The 22,094-nt window shown below is 59.8% G+C and carries 18 protein-coding genes, 2 tRNA genes and 1 pseudogene; 4 read left to right on the top strand and 17 right to left on the bottom strand.

The window, feature by feature from the left end; all coding sequences use genetic code 11:
• Positions 1–316 precede the first annotated feature (316 nt).
• The 3 genes from A6A03_RS12800 to A6A03_RS12810 form a co-directional block, all read right to left on the bottom strand.
• Positions 317–390 (bottom strand) — tRNA-Gln (locus A6A03_RS12800).
• Positions 391–393: 3 nt separating this feature from the next.
• Positions 394–480 (bottom strand) — tRNA-Leu (locus A6A03_RS12805).
• A 113-nt stretch (positions 481–593) separates the two neighbouring features.
• On the bottom strand, positions 594–2,714 hold the full coding sequence (locus A6A03_RS12810) for a cyclic nucleotide-binding domain-containing protein (RefSeq protein ID WP_066788946.1): 2,121 nt from the start codon (positions 2,712–2,714) through the stop codon (positions 594–596).
• Positions 2,715–2,859: 145 nt separating this feature from the next.
• Between A6A03_RS12810 and A6A03_RS12815 the strand changes: the two genes are divergently transcribed.
• From A6A03_RS12815 to A6A03_RS12830, 3 genes are all read left to right on the top strand, one after another.
• A complete protein-coding gene (locus tag A6A03_RS12815; protein WP_066788950.1) occupies positions 2,860–3,618 on the top strand; it encodes a YebC/PmpR family DNA-binding transcriptional regulator in 759 nt (252 codons plus the stop codon).
• 38 nt (positions 3,619–3,656) lie between these two features.
• Positions 3,657–4,154, top strand: a complete 498-nt coding sequence (gene ruvC / locus A6A03_RS12820) for a crossover junction endodeoxyribonuclease RuvC (protein WP_076798255.1) — start codon at positions 3,657–3,659, stop codon at positions 4,152–4,154.
• Between the two features lie 606 nt (positions 4,155–4,760).
• Positions 4,761–5,450 (top strand): hypothetical protein, encoded by a 690-nt coding sequence (locus A6A03_RS12830; RefSeq protein WP_066788956.1) that lies wholly within the window; start codon positions 4,761–4,763, stop codon positions 5,448–5,450.
• A gap of 62 nt (positions 5,451–5,512) precedes the next feature.
• Here the strand turns inward: A6A03_RS12830 and A6A03_RS12835 are convergent, their stop codons facing one another.
• Together A6A03_RS12835 and A6A03_RS12840 are read right to left on the bottom strand one after the other, a co-directional pair.
• Positions 5,513–6,853, bottom strand: coding sequence for a glycoside hydrolase family 5 protein (locus tag A6A03_RS12835; RefSeq protein ID WP_066788960.1), 1,341 nt, complete (start codon positions 6,851–6,853; stop codon positions 5,513–5,515).
• A 63-nt stretch (positions 6,854–6,916) separates the two neighbouring features.
• Positions 6,917–8,719 carry a hypothetical protein gene (locus A6A03_RS12840; protein ID WP_066788963.1) on the bottom strand — a complete coding sequence of 601 codons (1,803 nt, stop codon included), beginning with the start codon at positions 8,717–8,719 and terminating at the stop codon, positions 6,917–6,919.
• A gap of 389 nt (positions 8,720–9,108) precedes the next feature.
• On the opposite strand from A6A03_RS12840, the gene A6A03_RS12845 reads away from it, so the two are divergent.
• Positions 9,109–10,020 (top strand): M23 family metallopeptidase, encoded by a 912-nt coding sequence (locus A6A03_RS12845; RefSeq protein ID WP_066788966.1) that lies wholly within the window; start codon positions 9,109–9,111, stop codon positions 10,018–10,020.
• An 8-nt stretch (positions 10,021–10,028) separates the two neighbouring features.
• Here A6A03_RS12845 and A6A03_RS12850 read toward each other — a convergent pair whose 3' ends face one another.
• The 12 genes and pseudogenes from A6A03_RS12850 to A6A03_RS12900 all read right to left on the bottom strand — a co-directional run.
• Positions 10,029–11,504, bottom strand: coding sequence for an HD domain-containing phosphohydrolase (locus A6A03_RS12850; RefSeq protein WP_066788969.1), 1,476 nt, complete (start codon positions 11,502–11,504; stop codon positions 10,029–10,031).
• Between the two features lie 181 nt (positions 11,505–11,685).
• Positions 11,686–12,066 (bottom strand): response regulator, encoded by a 381-nt coding sequence (locus A6A03_RS12855; protein WP_066788972.1) that lies wholly within the window; start codon positions 12,064–12,066, stop codon positions 11,686–11,688.
• 30 nt (positions 12,067–12,096) lie between these two features.
• Positions 12,097–13,047, bottom strand: coding sequence for an L-lactate dehydrogenase (locus A6A03_RS12860; protein WP_066788978.1), 951 nt, complete (start codon positions 13,045–13,047; stop codon positions 12,097–12,099).
• A gap of 187 nt (positions 13,048–13,234) precedes the next feature.
• Entirely contained in the window at positions 13,235–13,561 is a 327-nt protein-coding gene (locus tag A6A03_RS12865) for an STAS domain-containing protein (RefSeq protein WP_066788981.1), read from the bottom strand.
• The gene (locus tag A6A03_RS12870; protein ID WP_066788984.1) at positions 13,558–13,986 is read right to left on the bottom strand and encodes an ATP-binding protein; all 429 of its coding nucleotides are present in this window, start codon (positions 13,984–13,986) and stop codon (positions 13,558–13,560) included. Before A6A03_RS12870 ends, A6A03_RS12865 begins: the two co-directional genes overlap by 4 nt.
• A gap of 77 nt (positions 13,987–14,063) precedes the next feature.
• Positions 14,064–15,626 (bottom strand): tetratricopeptide repeat protein, encoded by a 1,563-nt coding sequence (locus A6A03_RS12875; RefSeq protein WP_066788987.1) that lies wholly within the window; start codon positions 15,624–15,626, stop codon positions 14,064–14,066.
• A gap of 169 nt (positions 15,627–15,795) precedes the next feature.
• The gene (locus A6A03_RS12880; protein ID WP_066788989.1) at positions 15,796–16,929 is read right to left on the bottom strand and encodes a PP2C family protein-serine/threonine phosphatase; all 1,134 of its coding nucleotides are present in this window, start codon (positions 16,927–16,929) and stop codon (positions 15,796–15,798) included.
• Entirely contained in the window at positions 16,930–18,354 is a 1,425-nt protein-coding gene (locus A6A03_RS12885) for a CheR family methyltransferase (protein ID WP_066788991.1), read from the bottom strand. It lies immediately after the preceding gene.
• Positions 18,351–19,436: a chemotaxis-specific protein-glutamate methyltransferase CheB gene (gene cheB, locus A6A03_RS12890; protein ID WP_066788993.1), complete on the bottom strand. Its 1,086-nt coding sequence runs from the start codon at positions 19,434–19,436 to the stop codon at positions 18,351–18,353. Before cheB ends, A6A03_RS12885 begins: the two co-directional genes overlap by 4 nt.
• Positions 19,437–19,477: 41 nt before the next feature.
• A complete protein-coding gene (locus A6A03_RS12895; RefSeq protein ID WP_066788996.1) occupies positions 19,478–19,837 on the bottom strand; it encodes a response regulator in 360 nt (119 codons plus the stop codon).
• A gap of 2 nt (positions 19,838–19,839) precedes the next feature.
• Positions 19,840–20,205, bottom strand: coding sequence for a response regulator (locus tag A6A03_RS21110; RefSeq protein WP_425394383.1), 366 nt, complete (start codon positions 20,203–20,205; stop codon positions 19,840–19,842).
• An 84-nt stretch (positions 20,206–20,289) separates the two neighbouring features.
• Positions 20,290–22,089, bottom strand: a pseudogene (locus tag A6A03_RS12900) (chemotaxis protein CheA); the annotation flags it as partial.
• Positions 22,090–22,094 lie beyond the last annotated feature (5 nt).

Consider the following 22,094-nt stretch of genomic DNA (forward strand, 5'->3'; position numbering starts at 1 on the left):
CGCAGCGGGCTTCGTACCCCTAGCCCGGCCCTTTAGGGCCGGGTTCTGGACAGAACATTTGATCAAACACAACGGTTGATCGCTGTGCAATGCCTCAACGCCTAGCTCCACTCCCCTCTCCCGCGCCAGTGGGAGCAGGGATGGGGGTGAGGGTACACCACCTCATCGCAACGCCATCAACCGTAGCGCTCCTGCATTCTGTCCACCTTTGAACGTGGGCTAGGAGGGAGCGGTTCTAACCGCCCTTATCGCATCGCCACATGTAAAAAACCCCTTCTTCACGCCTTTGTGAAGAAGGGGTAACGGTATAGAGCATTGGCTGGGGGACAGGGATTCGAACCCCAACTACCTGGGCCAGAACCAGGCGTTCTACCCTTAAACTATCCCCCACTGTGGTGCCGAAGGTGGGATTTGAACCCACACGAGGTCACCCTCACTACGCCCTGAACGTAGCGCGTCTGCCAGTTCCGCCACTTCGGCATGGCGCGGTTTCCCGACGCGACAACATAATACTACGCTCCCCCCACTTTGTCAAATGGTCGGCACCAGCACCGCCGTGCGCCAACCGCAGTGCAATGCGCTGCTGAACTCTGCTACCGGTCGATCGTGTGCAGGTGCAGCAACAAGTCAGGGTAGATCAGATAGAGCCGCTGGAGCGCCGGCGCGTCAATACTCCACACCATACTGTCGGTCAGGGACGTTACCGTCATCCGGTACGGTTCACCCCGCAACGCAGCGCGCATCCCAAAGCAATCACCACTTCGCTCACTATCGCCGGTCGTCGCGCCAGCAAACGCCAATCGTCCCGACACCAGCAAATAGCCGGTCGCGCCGATTTCACCCTGCCGGCAAAGGGTTGTCCCCGCCGGAACAGGATGCGGCGTAAAATCGAGCGCCAGATCGAGCAATGTCGCCCACGGCAACTGCGCCAACGCCGGTTGTTGCCACAACCATTCAGCGCGGGTAAACGCATCATGCAACCCCAGCCGGCGCGCCACCCCGGTAAACAGATCAGGTGCGATATGCAGCAATTGCACTTCGCTGTGCGCGCGCATCGTGCCTGTGCGCGGTTCACCCATCAATGCTCCCCGCTCGCCTAAACTGTTGCCGCGCCCCAACAAGCGCACCGGTTCACCACCGACCAAGATCTCGACGATCCCGTGATGAATCACATACGCGCTGCCGTCTGAGCCATCACCTTCGTGGGCGATGGTGTGTCCTGCCGGATAGGTAAGCACCGCGCAGTGCGCCGCCAGCTCGGCCCGTTCCGCCGCCGGTAAGCGGGCAAAGATCGGGCAAATGGTGAGAGTCTCAAACCGCTGGCGCTGTTCGTCATCGGCTACAACTTCCCCCAACCCCACAATATGCCCGCTCACCGCCACTTCCACCCGGCCAGCCAATTCATCGGCGACTTTCCAATCTTGGCGACTGGTATGAGCCAGCACTAACCGCCGGCTCTTGGCGCTCAGCTCACGCAAGAGCTGCGCGGTTGGCGTGGTGTGGATAGCGCCGCCCCCCATATCATGCACCAGCACCTCTACCCCTTCGGCAAACTGGCGCAATGCAGCCAGCCGCTCGGCGCTGAGCTGGCCGCTCTGATGCAAATGCTCTAACCACGCCTCGTCGTAGCGCATGTCACCCGAATAGCCGATTCCACCTACCCGTACTGCAATGGTCGGGATCGAATGCACCGCGTAAGTCGCTTCAAACCGGTAGCCATGCACGTCCAACGGTTGGCCGGGATCAAGCGGGTAGAAGTCGAATAATTCAGCCACGGCTGCCGGCGGCAGATCGAGCATTGCCCCTAGCACACGCAACAACGAGCGATAGATCGGCTGCGCCGTCACCAACTGCACCCGCTTGCCGCCGGCGAGGATGAGTTCCGGCAACCCAGCAATGTGATCCTCGTGCAGGTGCGAGATAATGACCAAATCCAGTTGGCGCGGCGACAGACCCAAATGCGCCAATCGCACATTGAGATAGGCTGCCGCGTCGAATAATAACGGTTGGCCGGCCCCTAAATAGGCCAGAAAACAGGTAGTGATGCCAGTCGGGTCAAACCCATCACTCCCGCCAATAAACTGTAAGGTGATCGTCTGCCGCACCAATGGTCGCGGTGGCGCTACCGCCAAGGGATGGGCCACACTAGTGATCACGGCAGGAACGCGCGCAATCTCGACGCCTTGCTCAAAGAAGCGAAAATTGCTCCCGTCATACTCAATCTGCATCGGCCCTAGATCGCCGCTCTCTTCTAACGCCACGATCGTCACCATATCATCAACCGTAGGCGCGCGCCCCAGCGGCGGGTAGAACGCGACCGTCTCACATTCTTGCCGCAACCATGCCCCCGGCCAATCGTCCAGCGCCGCCGGGCCGTTGATCGTTTCGCTCAGCAAGGTATACAATCGCTGCGCCTGCGCAGCCGTCGCCGTGATCAAGGTCATCCGGCGCTGCTGCCCAAAAAAGTTGGCATAGATCAAGAACTCCACACTGGCGTAGTTAATCCCACGCCGCACAAATCCGCGCGAACTGGGTTCGCTCCCCGCCAGCGCATCCGGCGGCAAGAGCACGTACGCCGGCGGCGGCAAACCCTGCGCTAGCAGAAATTTCAAGCTCTCCGGCGGGCTGTTGACCAATACATTGCCGGCTGCGGTCGTAACAACATAGATGTCGTTAGGGAGACAATGCACCCGATCCGTCAGTAAAGGTTTCATACCATTCTCCTGCCGGCAACCGTTCGCAATTCTGTCTACTTAAACGCCGCCGCCAGCCAAATTGATCCACCCGCACAGCGTCGCTCAATGACCATGCTATAATTGGGTACAGTATAACCTTCTATGACTAAGGAGGCTAGGTGCTATGTCCGGCCATTCGAAATGGCATACCATTCGCCGTACCAAAGGCGTGAATGATCAGCGTCGCGGCCAGCTCTTTACCAAATTGGCCCGCGATATTACGATTGCCACCCGCGAAGGCGGCAGCGGCGACCCCGATATGAATTTCCGCTTGCGGCTGGCAGTAGAAAAGGCGCGCGCCAATAATATGCCGAACGAGAATATTCAGCGCGCGATCGACCGCGGCTTGGGCAAATCAAACGAAGCCGCCATCGAAGAGATTTTCTACGAAGGGTACGGCCCCGGCGGCGTTGCCATTTTGATCGAAGCCGCGACCGATAACCGCAACCGCACCAACTCTGAGGTGCGCGCGACCTTCAACAAGAATGGCGGCAACCCCGGCGAACCCGGCTCCGTCTCGTGGATGTTTGAGCAAAAGGGCTTGATTACCGTTGACCTCAGCGCGACCAAGCGCGATCCCGATGAGCTGCAATTGATCGCAATCGACGCCGGCGCCGATGATGTCGTGCTTGATGACGAGACGCTCGAAATTTACTGCGAGTGGACGCAACTCAACGCTATCCGGCAAGCGTTGCTCGATCAAGGCGTGCCGATCAGCAATGCCGAGAAGATCATGCGCGCCAAGACCCTCATCCAACCCGATGAGAAAGATGCGCTGGCCGCTCTGCGCTTGATCGAGAAGCTCGAAGACCTCGACGATGTGCAGAAGGTCTATTCTAACCTCGATATTACCGCCGAGCTGGTGGCTCGCTTTGACTCGTAACGCGCGGTCAGCAGCAGCGATCACAGAGTAGGAGCATTGTGCGCACGCTTGGGATTGATCCGGGTACCGCAACGATGGGGTGGGGCGTGGTCGAGATAACAGGTGGTCAACTGCGCCTGATCGAGACCGGCGCCCTCACGACTCCCGCTGGTATGCCCCAACCCGAACGGTTGTTGCAGCTCTATAATGGGCTGTGCGCTATTATCGAACGCCTCCGCCCCGATACCGCCGCCGTCGAAGAACTCTTCTTCGGCAAGAACGTTAATACGGCGCTGACCGTTGGCCAAGCGCGCGGGGTGGCATTGCTGGCGCTGGCCCAAGCTGGTATTCCGGTGCATGAATATAAGCCGCTGGCGGTGAAACAGGCGGTGGCCGGTTACGGCGGCGCTGATAAGCGCCAAATGCAAGAGATGGTGCGCCTGACGCTTGGCCTGACCACCACGCCGCGCCCGGATGATGCCGCCGATGCGCTCGCGATCGCGATTTGTCACGCCTATACCGCGCCTAACCTGCAACGGTTCGGGTTATCGTCGTGAGGTGGCATCGAGCGGAAACACGGGCCGCTGGCCCGCCCCCTCCCACCGGCACTTTAGGGGCGGAAAGAACCTTTGGTCGCGCACAACCGTTGATCGCTGTGCAATGGCGTAAAGCCCCGTGCTGCGCTCCCCATCACCCCTCCCCCAGCGGGGGAGGGGCAAGGGTTGGGGCATCAGCCCGCGCCGCGGGCTTCGTAACCTTAGCCCGGCCCTTCAGGGCCGGGGGCCGGATCAGATGGTCTGCCCACCCCTGAACGCCAGCGGGAGCGGGGCTGCGGGTGGGGGCATCAGCCCGCGCCGCGGGCTTCGTAACCTTAGCCCGGCCCTTCAGGGCCGGGGGCCGGATCAGATGATCTGCCCACCCCTGAATGTCAGCGGGTGAGGGGCTGCGGGTGAGGGCAAACCAAAGCATCTCAAAACTATCAACCGCATCTACGCTCATGCGTTCTGTCCGCCCTTGAAGCCACCGGCGTGCGGGCCGCTGGCCCGCGAACAGAACTCAGCGTCTCTATCTCGCAGATACACGCTATAATATGCACTAGAACATACATTGTTTAAGATTAATCAACCTTTTGCGTCTCTTTGCGGCTATCCTCAATCACCACTATGGCATCTCGTCGCCGTCCCGGCGCTCCCGCCGATTTTGAAGAGATCCGGCCCAACCTCTTCCTCATCCACAACCCGGCGCTTGGCCCCGTCTTGCGCGGCGAGGGCGAGCGCGATGGATTTCATTTTCACCTCACTAGTTGGCGGCGGGCCGGTCTGCTTGGCCGGCTCGCCAGCCGTGGCTTCGTTACCTTGACCATCCCCGACCGGATCGCCGCCCTCCCCGCGCCGCCGTCAGCGCAACTTGGCCCACCGCGCCGTCTCACTATCAGCGCCAAGCAGCAACTCAGCGTGCTTGATCTGAATGCCCCCAATGGCTGGCGCAGCTTGCCGGCCAGCCCTGATGGCGTTCTTGAACTGCTGGAAGGCCAGATCGTGCGCCGGCGTCACGGACGCGGGCCGGCAGACTATCTGCGCATCACGGCCACCGGCTGGCAGACACTGCCGGCTGAAGAGGCGATCTTGGCTGCTTATGGCCAATTGCCCGATTCGCCAAGCCTGCGTCTTGCCTCCACCGCTGAAGGCTGGATGATGCCTGAAATTCCACTGCCAGAGGCGTACCGCAACGTGCTCGGCATGATCGCACAACCCCACCCCGCCGGCTGGCTGCTAGCCGGCGAGCTGGAGCGTGAATGGGGTGAGATGATAGTAACCAAATTAGGAGTGAACGTAGTAGGGGCGGTGCTGTGAACCGCCCCTAACCCAGCGAGCGACCCCGTGCCGGGGTGGTGCTATGAACCGCCCCTACCGCATCACGGCGCGACAAACCGCCCCTGCCACATCTTAATCTGGGCAATCGTATCTTGCGCGCGCAGATACGACAACCGCGGGCTCCAGTCGGGGTTGAGGATGCCGAAGGCAGCCTGCTCGTGGTTCGGATTACCCTGCTCGCCCCAGAGCACGGCAAAGTTGATGTTCCAGAGGAACATATTGCCCACAAACGGATAGTTATCGTAGACGCGCAGCATCGCCGCACGGATGTACTCCGCCTGCTGCTCTGGCGTCACATAGTTACCGAACTCATAGCCCGGCGTGTTATTTGGCGTCGCCCAACCGTACTCGGTAATCCAGATCTCTTTATCGCCCATCCCGTACTGTTCCATCCACTTGCGCACATTCTCGACGTGGCGGAAGTAGTGCGTCTCGTGGTCGTTCCAGCAGCGATCAGGCGCCGGCTGGCAGCCGGGAATATAGCTCGGATTGTCGGGCCAGAGCGTATCGGGCGGATTCGCCGCGCCACCCGGATGCACCGCCTGCACATCGAAGTAGTTGCGCACTTCACCATTGTTGTAGGTATACATCAGGCGGTAGAACTCTTGATCCGAGAGCGCGATGGCCGGATTCGTCACGCCGCTCGACGATGACGCTGCCGCCAGCACGATCGCATCTGGCTTCAGCGACTTAATCCGGGTGTACGCCGCTTTCAGAATCTCCACGTAGTGCCCGACATCTTCCGGCACAATTTCACCGCCGTTTTCAACGGCGAGATTCGGCTCATTCCAAATTTCATACGCCTGAATCTTATCACCGTAGCGGCGCACCATCTGCTCAAGGAAATTGGCCAGCGTCTCAGGATCGTCGGGCAGGCCGTTGGTCGCGTTATAAGCCGTCGGCGACCGCACCACATTCACCAGCAACTTAATCCCAAACCGGTTAGCGGCGTCCACGATCCGATCCAGCTCATCCCAGCCATAGATGCCCTTAACCGGATCCTCAATATCCATCCAGACCACTTGCTGGCGGAACCAGTCAAAACCGGCATTTTTCGTCAACTGCAACACTCGATCGCGGTCGGTGTAATACAAGTGGCCGACGATGCCAAACTCAAGGTAATCAGGGTTGACCGGTACCGGCGTCGGTTCCGCCGGGGTCGCCGTCGGTTCGACCGGCGCTGTGGTCGGCGCTGCCGTGGGCACAGCGGTCGGCGCTGCGGTCGGCGCCGTCGCAGTATCAGGCGTCGCTACTACCGCAGCAGTCGGCACATTACTCACTGGCGGATTGGCCGGTTGGCCGCCACATGCCGCTAATACGGCGGCCAAGAGCATCAACATCAGCACCAGCGCCGGCCAGCGCCGGGAATGAAACCGTTTCATACGTACCTCATATCATGTTGTGATTGCATACTACCCAATGGGGCAAGACATGTCTTGCCCCTATCAATCTTTCGGCATGGCCTGAATGGCAAACCACGCCGGACGCGGGCTCCAATCGCCGTTAATCACGCCAAACGAGGCCTGCTCGTGCAACTCATTGCCCTGCGCCCGCCATGGCACGGCAAAGTTCAGGTTCCAGAGGAACATCGCCCCTACCCACGGCGCATACTCGCGGCGACCGATCTGGAAGGCGCGCACGATCCATTCAGCTTGCCGCTCGAATGAGGTCGAGTTGCCGTACTCGTAACCCGGCGTATTATTGCGCGTTGCCCATCCAAACTCGGTAATCCAGATCTGTTTGTCGGCCAGACCGTTCTGCACCAGCACATTGCGAATATCTTCAACGCGGCGGAAGTAGAATTCGCGGCTCGTGCGCCATTCGGGGCCGGGGCCGGGCCGGTCGGGCCAGAGCGTATCAGGCGGATTGTAATGGCCGCCGGGATGGACAGCGATGGCGTCAACATTGGCGCGGAACTTGGGGTTGGAAGCCATCGAGCGCATATACGATGTATCGCTCAGCGCGATATTCGGATTGTTGGTCTCGGTGCTGGTTGGGGCGCCGCTAACCACAATCGCCATAGGGTCATTAGCCTTGATCGCCTTGTAAGCGACTTCGAGCAGATCAACGTAGTAGCTTGCGTCGGCCACCCGCCCGCCAACGCCGCCATCGCGGGCGCAGTCGCCGCCGTTCTCACAAGCGCGGTTCTGCTCATTCCAAATCTGGTATGCCTGCACCCGCCCCTTGTAGCGTTTCGCCATCTCGCCCATAAAATAGGCGAAATCCTTAAAGTTTTCGCGCCGCGGCATACCGTTGCTGCCGTTCGCCGTCGCCCAACTCGGCGCAGCGACCACGCTGAGCAACAAACTCACGCCTTGCCGGTTGGCATCGGCCACAATATCATCGAGTTCGGCCCAATAGATCGCGCCCGATCGATCGTGCAAGTCCATCCAGCGCACCTGCTGGCGAATCCAGTAAATACCGGCATCGCGGCTCATCTGCAAGACACGGTTGCGATCTTGCCACGCCGTGCCCTGCCCATAGAGATGGGCGTTGAAGCCGTAGATAAATTGGCGCGGCAACGACTGGTCAGGCGGGCGATAGTTAAACGCCGGATTGGTACGGTGGCGCAGATCGCGATACTCATTCCCCAGCAAGCCGAGCAGAATGCGATAGCGCGGGTCGGGCTCATCGGGGTGCCACTCCATGCGCTGGCGCTCGAAGTATTGCACCCAGTAGACCTCGCCGGTGGCCTGATTGCGCTCTTGGAACTGCTCGGAGAGCGGATAGCCAAACACCTCAAGGCCACCATTGTTGAGCCAGAAGGTGCGGAACGGGGCCGGACTGTTGCGCAGGGTGTGGCCAGTCTGCGCAAACCATGTACCATCACCCGGATCAGGCACCCGCTGGAAGGGCGGCTCATTCTCGCGCCCTTGCACGAGCCGGCTGCCCAACAACCGGCCCAAAATGTAGTAGCGATTGTTCTGGGTGCCAAAGTTTTCGGGGTGCTCTTCGAGGATGGCGCGCTCGAAATACTGAACGCGATAAAACTTGCCCGGCTCGGTAAAGCTCTCTTCGATAAATGGCTCTGAGATCGGGTAGCCGAGCACAAAGAGCGCATTGGGCGTATTCTTCCACGCCTCTAAAAACCAGTTGACCGCGCTATGCCCGGTTTCGGGAAAATAGCGGGCCTGATACGGCGGATAGGTATCGGGCACGCCGCCCTGCGCTGCACCGGGCTGAGGCCACGCCAGCAATGAAACCGCCAGTACCAACAACCCCAGCGCAGCAAAGATCCGTCGTGTCATGCAGAATCTCCCTTACTTCATCACTCCGCGCCATTGCGGCATGATCGCGGCGTTCAGCCTGCTTTATTCATGGTAGCTAATCCTCACCGAAACCGAACTGAGCTGTTCCTGATACGTGACTGGCAAATCACATACAAGCTGAGACGATCTACGGTGAAGAGCCACGGCGATTATACTCGCCTGTCTGATTCAACGTCAAGCGCGCAACAGCAGTTCCCGCCGCGCCAGTATAGCCAGCTAAGCGATTCCTCAGCCACAGCCCTTTCCGATCGTGCCAGCGCAGATTCCGCCGTCCCAGTGCAACAAAACCCATGCCCCTAACGTACAATCGTACGACAACGCTTTCCCTCTACCACGATCAGCCTCCACCGCAGTGAAAGGGCGATTCTATGACCACCACATTGCAGGCGTTTAGAATCATTGCCGCGTATTTCATCTCGGTCACGATTTGGAGCCTGTTCAACATCCACGGCTTCGCGCTCACCCTCCGGCAGGCTGGCGGGCAAGCGGCAGCGCAATGGCGCGGTCTCCGGCGCGGCATCGCCTACGACGAGACCTTTGCCGTCCGCTTGCCGTTTCACGGACGCTGGAAGGTGGTCAACGGCGGGGTTGATCAGCAAACCTCGCACTCATGGGGCCTCATCAGCCAGCGGTATGCGTATGATTTTGTGATCGTCGATGAAGCGACCGGTTTGACCTACCGCGGCGATCCGCGCCAACCGGCCAACTACCTCGCGTTCGGGCAGCCAGTGCTTGCCGCCGCCGATGGCATCGTCGTCGCTATGCGCAACGACATTCGCGACGATCCCCGCGCCGGTACCGGCTGGATCGATGTCACCACGCCTGATCTACGTGGGAATTACGTCATCATCAAGCATCATGAGCACGCCTACACCCTCTATGCCCACTTGCAGCAGGGCAGTGTCTGCGTCAACACTGGCGAGACGGTGCGCGCCGGCCAACCCATCGGCGCCTGCGGCAACTCTGGCCATTCCAGTGAACCGCACCTACACGTTCAACTACAAGATCGGGCTGATTTCTTTACCGCCATCGGGCTGCCGATCGCCTTTCGCCATGTGCTGCGCAGCGATCACAACGGCACAACCTGCCTTGCCCACGGCTTCATCCAGCGTGAGCAGACCGTCGAGCCTGCGCCAGCCGGCTGCCCAGCGCAGGCCGTCGAAACGGTCACGGTAGCCAAACCGACGGTTGGCGAATTCATTAGCGGAATCGTGACGTTCGGATTGGTCGTGCTTGGCTTCTTCGCGATCATCGCGCGCATCATCGAGGCCATGATCTGACGCGCCGCCTACGACTCAATCGGCGCTTGCACCCGCGTCGCTTGGCGCAAGCGGGGCGACTGTTCCCACAGCCGTTCACGCCGCATCATCGCCACGAAAACATCAACGATCTGTGCATCCCAATGGCTGCCCCGTCCGCGTTGAATGACTTGGAGCGCCTGTTCGGGATCAAGCGCCGCACGATAGGCCCGATCGGCAGTCAGCGCCTCGAAGGCATCGGCAACCGCCAAAATCCGCGCACCGAGCGGAATTTCATCACCCCGCAGACCCAGCGGATAGCCATTGCCATCGACACGCTCGTGGTGGGCGGCAATCAGCGGCAATATATCGCGCAACCCGTGGATCTGCTCGAGGATGCGCACACCGATTTGGGGATGGCGGCGCATTTGAATCAGCTCTTCGGCAGCCAGCGGCCCCGCCTTGAGCAAGACATCGTCACGCACCCCGATCTTGCCAATGTCATGCAGCAACCCAGCATAATGAATGCGCTCGATCTCAGCCTCGCTCAGGCCCAATTCCATCGCCAAGCGAACAGCATAGCGCGTCACTTGACGCGAATGGCCATAGGTATAGGAATCGCGCGCCTCGATCGCGCCGGCCAGCGCCGCAATCATCTGCTCGTATTGATCTTTGAGCGCGCGGTACAGCCGGGCATTGTCAAGGGCGGCGGCGATCTGCGACGCAAAGACTTCGATCAGATGCCGTTCGGCGGCATCAAAGGGCGGTTGTTCATCAGAACGCGCCAGATCAAGCATGCCAATCGCCCGATCGCGACTGCGCAACACCACTTCGACCAAACGTCCCTGCGATGCGGCTGGCAAGGCGATGAGGCGACGATGCGCAGCGGACAGCGTCTGTTCATCAACTGCGGCTAACGACAGATGATTGCCCGCGGCGGCTCCAATCAGCACCACTAAGGTCTCATCATTGGAATCAATCAGTGACAAACCGATATGGATGGGGGCAAAACGCCGGCCCACGAACTCGACCAAACGGGCGGTCTGCTCTTCAATATCAAGCGAGGTAGCGATCGCTTGGCTAAACTGGTACATCAACACCAGATCCGACAGCCGTGCTTGCTCGCGCCGGATCCGGCGTATCTCTAGCGCGGTGCGGATGGTTTTTTGCAACTGCTCGGCATCCACCGGCTTGGCGATATAATCAAGCGCACCGAGCTTCAGCGCCTCGCGCGCCGTTTCCACCGTCGCATTCGCCGTCATGACAATCACATCAGTGTCGAGATAGTGAGTGCGCAGATGGCGGATTAAGGTAATACCATCGACGTGCGGCATTTGGAGATCGGTCACCACCAGATCAAAGGGTTGCTGTTGCAGAATCGTGATTGCCGCCAGCCCATGCTCAGCGACAACCACATCATATTCACGGCGCAGGAGGAGACGGCAAAACTCGCGGATATTCGTCTCATCTTCCACAACGAGGATCCGGGGGCGGGCAATCGGAGAGGGACTTGCATAATCCGCCATACGAGAGGCTCCTCAGATCGACAACACGCAGGTGCAACGCATGATCAATATACTACCCTAGAGTAGTATACCCATGCCAACGTTGCACCAAGACTACAGCAGCGCCGTGGCTGATGACAATATTGCCATTCGCATACTGAACTGACGGCGCCGCCGATCAGAGGGTGCGCGGCGCCGGTGCTCACGATTCCGCTTGATTACGGCGAGCGAAATAATTTTGCAATCGCCGTTCAAGCTCGTCAAAATCGAACGGTTTGGTTAAATATTCGTTCACGCCAGTGCGAAAGGCGTTCTTCTCGGTGTCAGGGGTGCCGAAGGCCGTCACCATAATGACATAGACTTGCGAGCGATTCTGGCGAAGCGTGCGCACCAACTCGATGCCACCCATGCGCGGCATATTCATGTCGGTGATGATCACATCACAATCATGAACCGCTAACTTCTCAAGGGCATCAATTCCATCTTCGGCTTCGATCACATCGTAGCCACTATTCCGCAGCAAAAACCGGTACAACCGGCGTGTCGCGGCATCATCTTCAACAACCATGATCGTGGGTGGCACGGCGCACTCTCCTCGGCTGCTGGGTTCGCCCTAACTGACGTGAGCCAGATTCTCTTTCAGGATCGCGGCTGAACGCTGGAAGAGCGCGACTTCTTGTTCCGACAAGGGCAGATTGAGCACCTCTTCCGCGCCATCGCGACCGACAATTGTCGGCAGACTGATGGCAATGCCGGTCACGCCATACTGGCCGGTCATCAGGCTGCTGATTGTCATGACCGTATGTTGGTCGCGCAGCACCGCTTCAGCAATTGAGAGCAAGCCCAAGCCAATCGCGTAATAGGTTGCCCGCTTGCGCTTGATAATCTCATACGCGGCATTGCGCGTCTGTTCGAGAATGGCATCGAGCGCCGCTTGGTCGTACCCCTGCCCATTAGCGCCAACAAAATCGACCAGCCGGACGCCGGCGATATTCGCCAGACTCCAGAGCGCTAGTTCGCTATCACCATGTTCACCAACAATGTAGGCATGTACCGAGCGCGGATCAACCCCGTAATGTTGGCCGAGCAAGTACCGGAAGCGGGCGGTATCAAGGATGGTGCCCGACCCGATCACCCGCTTGGCTGCCGGGCCAGCAATCTGGGCGCCGATCGTGGTGAGGATGTCAACCGGGTTGGTGGCGACCACAATAATGCCATCATCGTTGGCGGCCAGAATAGCCGGGATGATCTCGCGGAAAATAGCTGCATTGCGGCCAAGCAGATCGAGGCGGGTTTCGCCGGGCCGCTGGTTAGCGCCGGCAGCGATAACGATCAGATCGGCGCCGGCCAAATCGGCATACGTGCCGGCATAGATTCGCATTGGGCGCACGAAGGGCAAGCCATGGTTGAGATCCATCGCTTCACCTTCGGCGCGAGCATGATCAACATCAATCAGCACCAACTCGTTGGCGAGGCTACGCTGCATCAACGCATACGCAAAGGACGTGCCAACCATCCCCGTGCCAACCACACCAACTTTTCCGGTGCGTTTCCGTAAACTCATGCGCAACCTCCTGTCACTTTCCCTCTTAATCATACCATATCGCACTGGTGGTTGCGCATCCGGCGCCGGTGAGCAAGCGATGTCATCAATTTGTTATCTGTAAGCCATCAAGCGATGAAACACCAAAGGGGCAGACGATCGCCCGCCCCTCTTATAGTTGCACGATTGGCTACACTGCTTGAGCATCTCAACGGTATGCCGCGAGATCGCGCTCTTCGATCGTTGGCATATACCGCGCCATTTCAACCATTTTAAAGATTTTCTGGTGATGTGGCGTCACATTCATCGCAAAGAGCTGATACCCCGATTTGCGCGCATTCACCACAAATTTCAGCAATGCTGAAATACCGGCTGAATTGATAAACGAGACTTCACTAAAATCCAGCACGGTAATTGGACGCATCTCTTGGCATTCAGCAGCAATGGCGGCAGCCGAGATTGCATCAACGCTCGTGGTCAGGATGTGGAGCACGACCACATCACCAAACTCTTCCCGTCGAATAATGTCGCTCATTGTTGCCGATCCTTCCGATACAAACGGAGCGTGAGCACCGTTCCTTGCTGTGATGAATCCACTTCGTAATCGTCAACCAGCGCGCTAATCAGGTACATCCCGAAACCGCGCAAGTAACCGGCATCGAGCCGTTCGTCATCAATCACATGCCGCGAGAAGTCAAGCCGTTCCACTCCGCCGCCCTGATCGCTGATCCGGATTTCGAGCTTATCGCCATCGATATCAAAGATCACGCCGACCAGCTTCGCTGTATCGCCGCGATTGCCGTGATCAATCGCATTATTGACCGCCTCACTCACTGCAAGTTTCAGATCTTCGACCCGTTCCGGACTCAGGCCGGCGGCGCTGCCGATTTCAGCCGCGCTGGCGCGCACTACTCGTTCGAAGATCGGAATTGACGGAATACGCAGCTCTACTCGTTGCATGCTTGTGCCTCTACGCGCGTTGCTCGATTCGCACCGATCCTAGTGTAGCGAACGGAGCGAACCAGAGTATTGCCAAATTACGAGGAGAGACGAGAGGTAGGGTGTGAACGTGGCCGAGTCACCCCATTCATAGTCGCCGTTTGGCGCACGAGATGATCGTAGCGGCGCAGGTAGGCTTTGCCCAACGACGTATTGCCAACTTGCAGATAACAGGCGCCGAGGTAGTAGAGTGCTTGCGCATGGCGTGGATTGCGGCGCAACACCTTTTCAAACAATGGGATGGCGCGAGCCGGCTCAAGCAATTCTTTGTAACAGAGGCCGAGCATAAACTGGGTTTCGATATCGTCGGGCCACTGCTCAAGCACTTGTTGAAACTCGCGCGCGGCCAGATCGTAGCGCCCGCGCCGGATGTACATGTACCCCAGATCGAAGCGCAACGAATGGGCATCGGGAGCTAATTGGACGGCTTTGCGCCACGCGGCCAGCGCCCACGTATCGCGCCCCAACGAGTTGTAGACAAAACCGAGCAGGTAATGGGCCTGCGCATCGGTGGGCATTAGTTGCACAGCACGCTCGAACGCGCGCGCCGCCTGCGCATTCATCCCCATATCGTAGAGGAGTTTGCCCATCTGCAAGAAGAGCTGGCCATGGTGCGGATTGAGGCGGGCACAGGCGAAGAGAATTTCGTAGGCTTGTTTCGGTTTCTTCTGCAAACGCAAGATGGCGCTCATACGCAAGCGGGCATCGACATAGTGACGATGTTGCGGCGGCACCTGCTCATATTCTTCATAAGCTTCCTCAAACCGGCGCTGGCGCGCGAGCAGATTGCCCAACAGATAGCGGGCAGCGTACTCTTGGGGCCGCCACTGCAACAAGGCGCGATAGATCCGCTCGGCCTCCTCTTCGTAGCCTTGTTGCTTGAGGGCTTGGCTCAAGCGGTAATACCACTGCGCAACCTCTTCTTCGCTGCGGTTGACCAGCGGCTCGTCGGGCACCGGCTCCGGCGAAACAAAGGTCGGCTCGACCCGCAACGCCTCGGCGAAGCAACGCTGAGCCAATTCATGCGCGCCGTGGCTCTGGTGCATCAAGCCCATGTAATAGCGCGGTTCGGCGGCTTGCGGGCGCGCGTTGCAGGCGCTGCTAAAGTGAATGTATGCCCGGCCAGCGTCGTCAATCCGCTGGTAGCAGCGGCCAAGTGCAAAGTGGGCTTCGTAGAGGTTGGGGTTATGTTCAAGCGTCTCTTTGAAGGCGGCAATCGCCCGATCGATCTGGCCAAGCGCGGCAAACGCTACGCCAAGGTTGTAATGGGCTTCAGCCAATTGCGGATCGGTCTGCACCGCCTCAAGATACTCGCGCAACGCCTCTTCCCAATGTTCCTGAAACGCAAGCGAATTGCCAATATAGAGATAAATGATGGCCCGTTCCCGCTCGTAGATTTGGGCTTGCTCTTCACCATCGACATACGCGGCGATGAGCGCCGCTTTGAAATGTTCGATTGCATCGGCATAGGCCGCGCGCAGGTATGAACGCATCCCCTGACTAAACGCCGCCCCTAGCCGTGTGCCGGTCATGAACCGTTCGCTACCGCTAAAGGTATCAAGGTCGAGGGGCATAAATTGGAGTTCGTTCGTTGATGCCATAGCTCACCTCGGCGACCAGACAGATGCTGATTTCTACTATAACATGCCCCTCGCTCTCCGTATATTGTAGAATCGTCATTTAGAAGTATACGACAGTATATAGTTTTCTTCACAAGCGGCGTGGCCGGGGCAGGCATGCCCACCTGCCCCAACGAAGCGATCGCGGCGATTACGCAACCTCGCGGTAATCATCTAACGTCAACCGGATCTGTTGGATCAATTCGCGTGCCAAGCCACGGCCCAACATAGCTTGCGCCGGCGCTTGCAGGCGAGGCAATAGGTCACGCCATGCCTCGGCGTCAGCCGGAATGTCGCCAGCAAAGAGGGCATCCCACAACGGTTCGAGGCGATCACTACCGACGACATCCGCAATCACGCTACGGATTTCTGCGGTGAGATCGAGCAAGCGCCGCCGCAAAATCACCATGGTCACATCATCGCTCAGCACGCCGTTCGTCCACGAGCGCACTTCATGCACGAGCGCCGCAGCCAGCGCACGCGGTTTGCGCTGCGGTTGCGCCATCACCAACGCAGCCAGCCGCTCGAAGCCTAAGATTTGGCCATCAGGGCCCTCGGCTTCGATCAAGCCATCAGTGTAGAGTAACAGGCTCTCACCGGGAGCAATGGCGGCGCTTAACTCGGTGTATTCGCTCTCATGATCAACTCCCAGCGGCAATCCGCTAACTTCCAGCTCGCGCAGCTCGTCAGTTACTATCAGCGGGAAGGTATGGCCGGCGTTAGCGCAACAGATCACGCCGCTCCGCGGTTCGAGCTGTAAATAGAGCATGGTCACCATGCCGTGCGGAATCTCGCTCAACACGCCGCGATTCACCGCCGCCAGCGTGGTGGCCGGATCAGCGTTGCGGCGCGCTTCGTGCCGGAAGACGGTGCGCGCCACCGCCATGCGCAAGGCGGCGGGCAACCCCTTGCCGCTGACATCGCCGATCATGATGCCGTGCCTCCCATCGGCCAACGGCAAAAAGTCGTACAGATCACCGCCAAGATCACGGGCCGGCAACGAAATGGCCGTCACTTCCCAGCCGGGCAGGTGCGGCGCCGCCTCTAACAGCAAGCCCTGCTGAATATCGCGGGCCAATTGCAATTCTTGTTCGATCTCGCGTGCCCGCCGCTGTGCCGCTTCATCAATGACCGGTGGTGGCGGCGACGGCGGCGACGGCGGATCGGGCGGCGCGGCGCTGCGCCGTGCGGTGATCAGGCTGCGCGGGTGATGCGCCAAAAGACTCGGCCACATCCGCCGCCGGATCACGAGTTCAGATAACACACGACCATTACGGGCAGCCATTTAACGCTCTCCATCGAGCCGGTCAATCCAACGCCGGCAACTCTCGGCCAGCCAATGGGCAGCCACGCCTTCCAGCAGCTCATCGGGCGGCAACGTGGCCAACAACCGCTCAGCATTCCGGTATTCACGCACTGCATCAGTCATTCGTCCCGTTTGGCGGTAGCACTCGGCAAGGTGAAACGCCACCAACGGCGACTCGGTGCTCAAATAGCGGGCCCGTTCAAAATGGCGAATGGCCAACGGCAATTGTTGCTGCCGCTCGTAGATCAACCCCAGCAAGATGTGCGCCTCAGTGACCAGCGGATTCAATTCGAGTGCGCGGCGCGCTTCGGCTAGCGCCAGATCGAGATCGCCCCGATTAGCGTGAGCCTGCGCCGCCAATGCCAACACTGCCGGCGCATGGCGTCCGGCCAACGGCGCGCGGGCAAACAAATCGAGTGCTGCCTCAAGCTGCCCGCTGTCGATCAAGCGCCGGCCCTCGTGTACCACCGTCTCATCGGTAAACAATGGCACACCCGCCACCGATGGCGCCGCTGGACGCAAACGGCTCGATCGGGGCAACTGGACAGACCGCTTATCCGCTGGCGCCACCGTTGGGCGCTGCCGCGGCGGATCTTTCCGGTACAGAAACGCGCCATCAACCGCAACTGGCCGTAGCCGGTCAAAGATATTCCACAACGTTTCGGAAAAACCGAGGCAGAGGGTGCCGCCGTCGGCCAAAATGTCGTAGAAGCGCGCCATCAGGGCGCGGCAGGTATCAATCGAGAAATAGATGGTCACATTTTGGCAAAAGAGAATGTGCGTCCCGCGCGTGGCCGGCGGGAAGGGTTCCAGCAGGTTATGCTGCACAAACGACACCAACCGGCGCACCCGTTCGTGGACAGCCAAGCCGTCTCCGGCAGGAACAAAGAACCGCGCGCGCTGCGCCGGCGTCACATTAGCCAGCGCGCGTCCACGATACACTCCGCGGCGCGCCTTGTCAAGCGCGGTGGTGCTGAGATCAGTGGCCAGAATCTCGACCGGACGCGGCAGTGGTTCGCCCAGTGCCTCAAGCGCAGTGATCGCAATCGAATAGGGTTCTTCGCCGGTAGCGCAGCCGGCGCTCCAGATTTTGATCGGCGCTCCCGGCGGCAAGGTTGCGTGCAAGGTTGGCAACAAGGTTTTGCGCAGCGCCTCAATATGGGGCCGGTTCCGAAAGAACACCGTCTCGTGGTTGAGCAGCAGTTCGGCCAGTTGGTGTAATTCAGCCCGATCGGCGCTTAGCACCAGATCAGCCGCGTATTGTGCCGGCGCGCGCCGCACGGCCTCAGCGCGCCGTTCGACCGCGCTGCGCAACGTGATCAGCCGCGCATCGTCGAGCAACACGCCGCAGTAGCGCGCCAACAAATCGCGCAAGGCGCTCAGCGATTCAGGCGGCAATGTCATACGATGCTCGCAGAAGCAGAAAACCGCTCACGCAATACAGCGAGAATCTGATCGGGCGGCAACACCAGTTCCGCCGCTCCTAACTCAATCGCCGCCCGCGGCATGCCGAAGATCGTGCAACTCGCCTCATCTTGGGCGATGGTCAGCCCGCCAGCCCGCCGGATAGCGCGCATGCCCACTGCGCCATCACGCCCCATGCCGGTGAGCAAGACCCCCACTGCACTCGCGCCGTACAATTCGGCGACTGCGGTCATGGTAATATCGATCGATGGTCGTTGCAGCAGCAGCGGCGACATGCTCAGCCGCACCGTCCCATCAGGTTTGATCAACAGATCAGCCCGATCGGGTGCGAGCAAGGCCATACCCGGGCAAACCGGCCTCCCCTCGGCGGCCAGTTCCATCGGAATGGCGCTCGCCTCCGCCAGCCATTCGGCCATCCCGGCGCCAAACCCCTGCGCGATGTGCTGCACCACCAGCACTGCCGCCGGAAACTGCGCCGGCAATCCAGCCAACAATTGGCGCACGACCTTGGGGCCGCCGGTAGAAGCGCCAATCACGATCACCGGAAACTGGCCGGGAGCGATCCGCGGCCCGCGCACGTGATGCGGCGTCTCATGAAGGATGGAGCTGAGTTCGGGCGGTGGATGACGGCGACCGCGCAGATGGGTGACTACTTTGACCCGCGCCAACAACTTCACCCGCCGGATCAACATCCGGCGCAGATGATCGAGCGATCCGCTATCGGTCAAGCTCGGCTTTTCCATGACCTCGAGCGCACCGGCGGCCAACGCTTCAAATGAGGTGTTGGCGTCTTTGCCGCTAACCGCTGCCGACAAGACTAGAATCGGCGTCGGATGGTACGCCATAATCTGGCGCGTCGTCTCTACCCCATCGAGCACCGGCATGCGTACATCGAGCGTGATCAGATCAGGCCGAAGCTCGGCGGTCAGCGCAATCGCCGTCTTGCCATCGCCGGCCTCACCGACAACCCGAATAGCCGGATCGCTTTCCAGCATTTGGCGTAACAAGCGCCGCATCAGCGCCGAATCATCGACGATCAGGATGCGCAGCGGGTTGGTCATGGGTGTCTACTCGCCGGGTATGCTGCCGATTGGCTGCGCTGCTATTCCATATCTAACACCAACCGCACCCGATTAGGCAGATTGAGGAGATCGATGTCTTTATTCAAATAATCATCAACGCCAGCCTCAAACGCGGCGCGTTTATCATCCGACGAGGTCAGCATAATGATGCGCAAATCGTCAAGGGCCGGATTCTCGCGAATGCGCCGGCACACCTCGTAGCCATCGATACCGGGCATTTGCACATCGAGCACCAGCAGATCGGGCGGCTCGGCGGCAATCGCCGCCAACGCCTCTTCACCGCTATGCGCAAGCTGAACGGTGTAGCCGTACATCTCGAGCCGCATTTTGACAATGTCAGTAACGAGACGGCTATCATCGACGACCAGAATGGTTGGCATAGCTACTCCTCGTGGCCGAGCAGTTGCTGAATCACCTTCAGCAAGCTGTCTTGATTAAACTGGCTCTTCACGATGTAGGCCTGCGCCCCTGCTTCGAGACCGCGGCGACGATGTTCTTCAGAGGCAAGGCTGGTAATCAGCACGACCGGCAGTTCCGAGAGGGCTAACTCGCGCCGGATCCGAGTCGTGAGGGTGAAACCATCGACACGAGGCATCTCGATATCACTTACTACCAGATCGTAGGTCGTGGAACGCAGCCTGTCAAGCGCATCGGCCCCATCAATTGCGGCCGTCACATCATAGCCAGCCGATTGAAGAATACTGCGCAATAACTCGCGGGTCGTAAACGAGTCATCAACCACAAGCACGCGCGCTGGCCGGGGATCATCGCGCAGCGACTGGCTGAGGACTGGCAACGCTGCCGCGCGTCGCGCACCGCCTTCGATGAGTTGAAGCGGATTGATCAGCAAAGCGAGACCGCCATCACCAAGTTGCACGGCGCCACTGAGGGCCGGACGGCGGGCAAAGAGCGGGCCAAGCGGTTTGACGACCGCCTCGCGCTCGTCGAGCAGATCATCCACTAACAGGGCAATGCGCCGTTGGCGCACATTGAGCAACAGCGCCGGTGCGCGCGGATGGCGTGCAAGCGGCGAGTCAACGTTCATACCTACCAGTTCAGCCAGTGACAATAGAGCTACGGTTCGCTGTTGGTAGGCAATGGTCGGTTGGCCATCGATCAACTGCACCTGATCGCGCCGTACCCACAGAATACCCCGAATCGTCGCTGCCGGCAATGCCAGCATCTGGCGACCAGCTTGCACCAACAACACCCGGCTGGTGATCAGAGTGAGCGGGATGGTCAGAGAGACGGTTGTACCTTGGCCTACGGTTGAATCGACCCGTACCTGCCCGCCGAGTTCGAGCAAATTGGCGCGGACGATGTCCATCCCCACGCCACGGCCAGAGATCTCGGTCACGGTGCGGGCGGTTGAAAAACCCGGCTGGAAGATCAAATCCAGCGCTTCTTGCGTATCGAGCTGAGATGCCCGTTCGGCAGCCAGCATCCCTAGCTCAACCGCCCGCCGGCGCACCCGTTCGGGATCAATCCCGCGTCCATCATCGCGGATCTGGATGCGCACCTCATTGCCAGCCGACTCGGCGCTGATCTGTATCAAACCGGCAGGCGGCTTCCCAGCAGCCACCCGCTCATCCGGCGCTTCCAGACCATGATCCACCGCATTCCGCACCAGATGCACCAGCGGGTCGCTGATCAATTCCAGCACCTTCCGGTCGAGTTCGGTCGTCTCGCCGCGAATCTCAATGGTCGCCTGCTTGCTCGTCGCCGCCGCCAGATCACGGACAAGGCGCGGCAAGGAATTAAAGATCGTCGCAATCGGCAATAGCCGCACCGCCATCACCTCTTGCTCAAGGTCTTTGACCAGCATCTGCTGGCGAGCCAGATGGCGATCGAGCCGGTCGCTCTGGCGCTGGGCAAGATCGGCCAATGCAGCCTGCGCATCGCGCAACACTGTCAGACGCGCATCTAACGCTTGTCGTTGCGTCGGCGAAAATCTCAGCCGGGCCAGCTCCTGTTCGAGCGCCTGCACCGCGCGCTGCTGGCGATCCACCGCCTCTTGCAAGCGATACAGTTCTTGCCCAACCTCCCCTAACCACTGCTGATTCACCGCCAATTCACCGGCCAGATTAAACAGCCGGTCGAGCCGGTCAACCCGCACCCGCACGGTCTGGCGGGCCGTGCGCGGCGCCGTTTCAGCTAGCATAGGCGACGATGGCGACGCGGCTGCCGGCGGTGGTTGCGGCGCGGCTGCCGGCGGTGGTTGCGGCGCGACTGCCAGCGGTGGTTGCGGCGCGGCTGCCCCCAACGCCTGTACAAACTCAGGCACGGCAGCGAGCGCCGGCGCCGGCATCTGGGGAACCGCAGCCGCCAACTGCCCAATCAGATCACCACCGCGCAGCAGCACATCGGCCAATGGCCGATCCAGCGCACGCCGTTCTTGACGGATCTCACCCAACACGTGTTCGAGCGCATGCGCTACCTGCGCGATTGGATCGAACCCAAGCATGCGGGCCGACCCCTTAATCGTATGCACGGCGCGAAAGGCACGATCTAACTCGCTGCGACGCAGCGTCTCGCCAGCCTGCCCCTCGATCGCCAGCAACGCATCATTCAAGATGCGGAGGTTATCAGCCGTCTCATCACGAAATTGGGCATAGAAACTCGTCAGATCCATACGTT

It is taken from the genome of Chloroflexus islandicus (genome assembly GCF_001650695.1).
Taxonomy (GTDB): Bacteria; Chloroflexota; Chloroflexia; order Chloroflexales; family Chloroflexaceae; genus Chloroflexus; species Chloroflexus islandicus.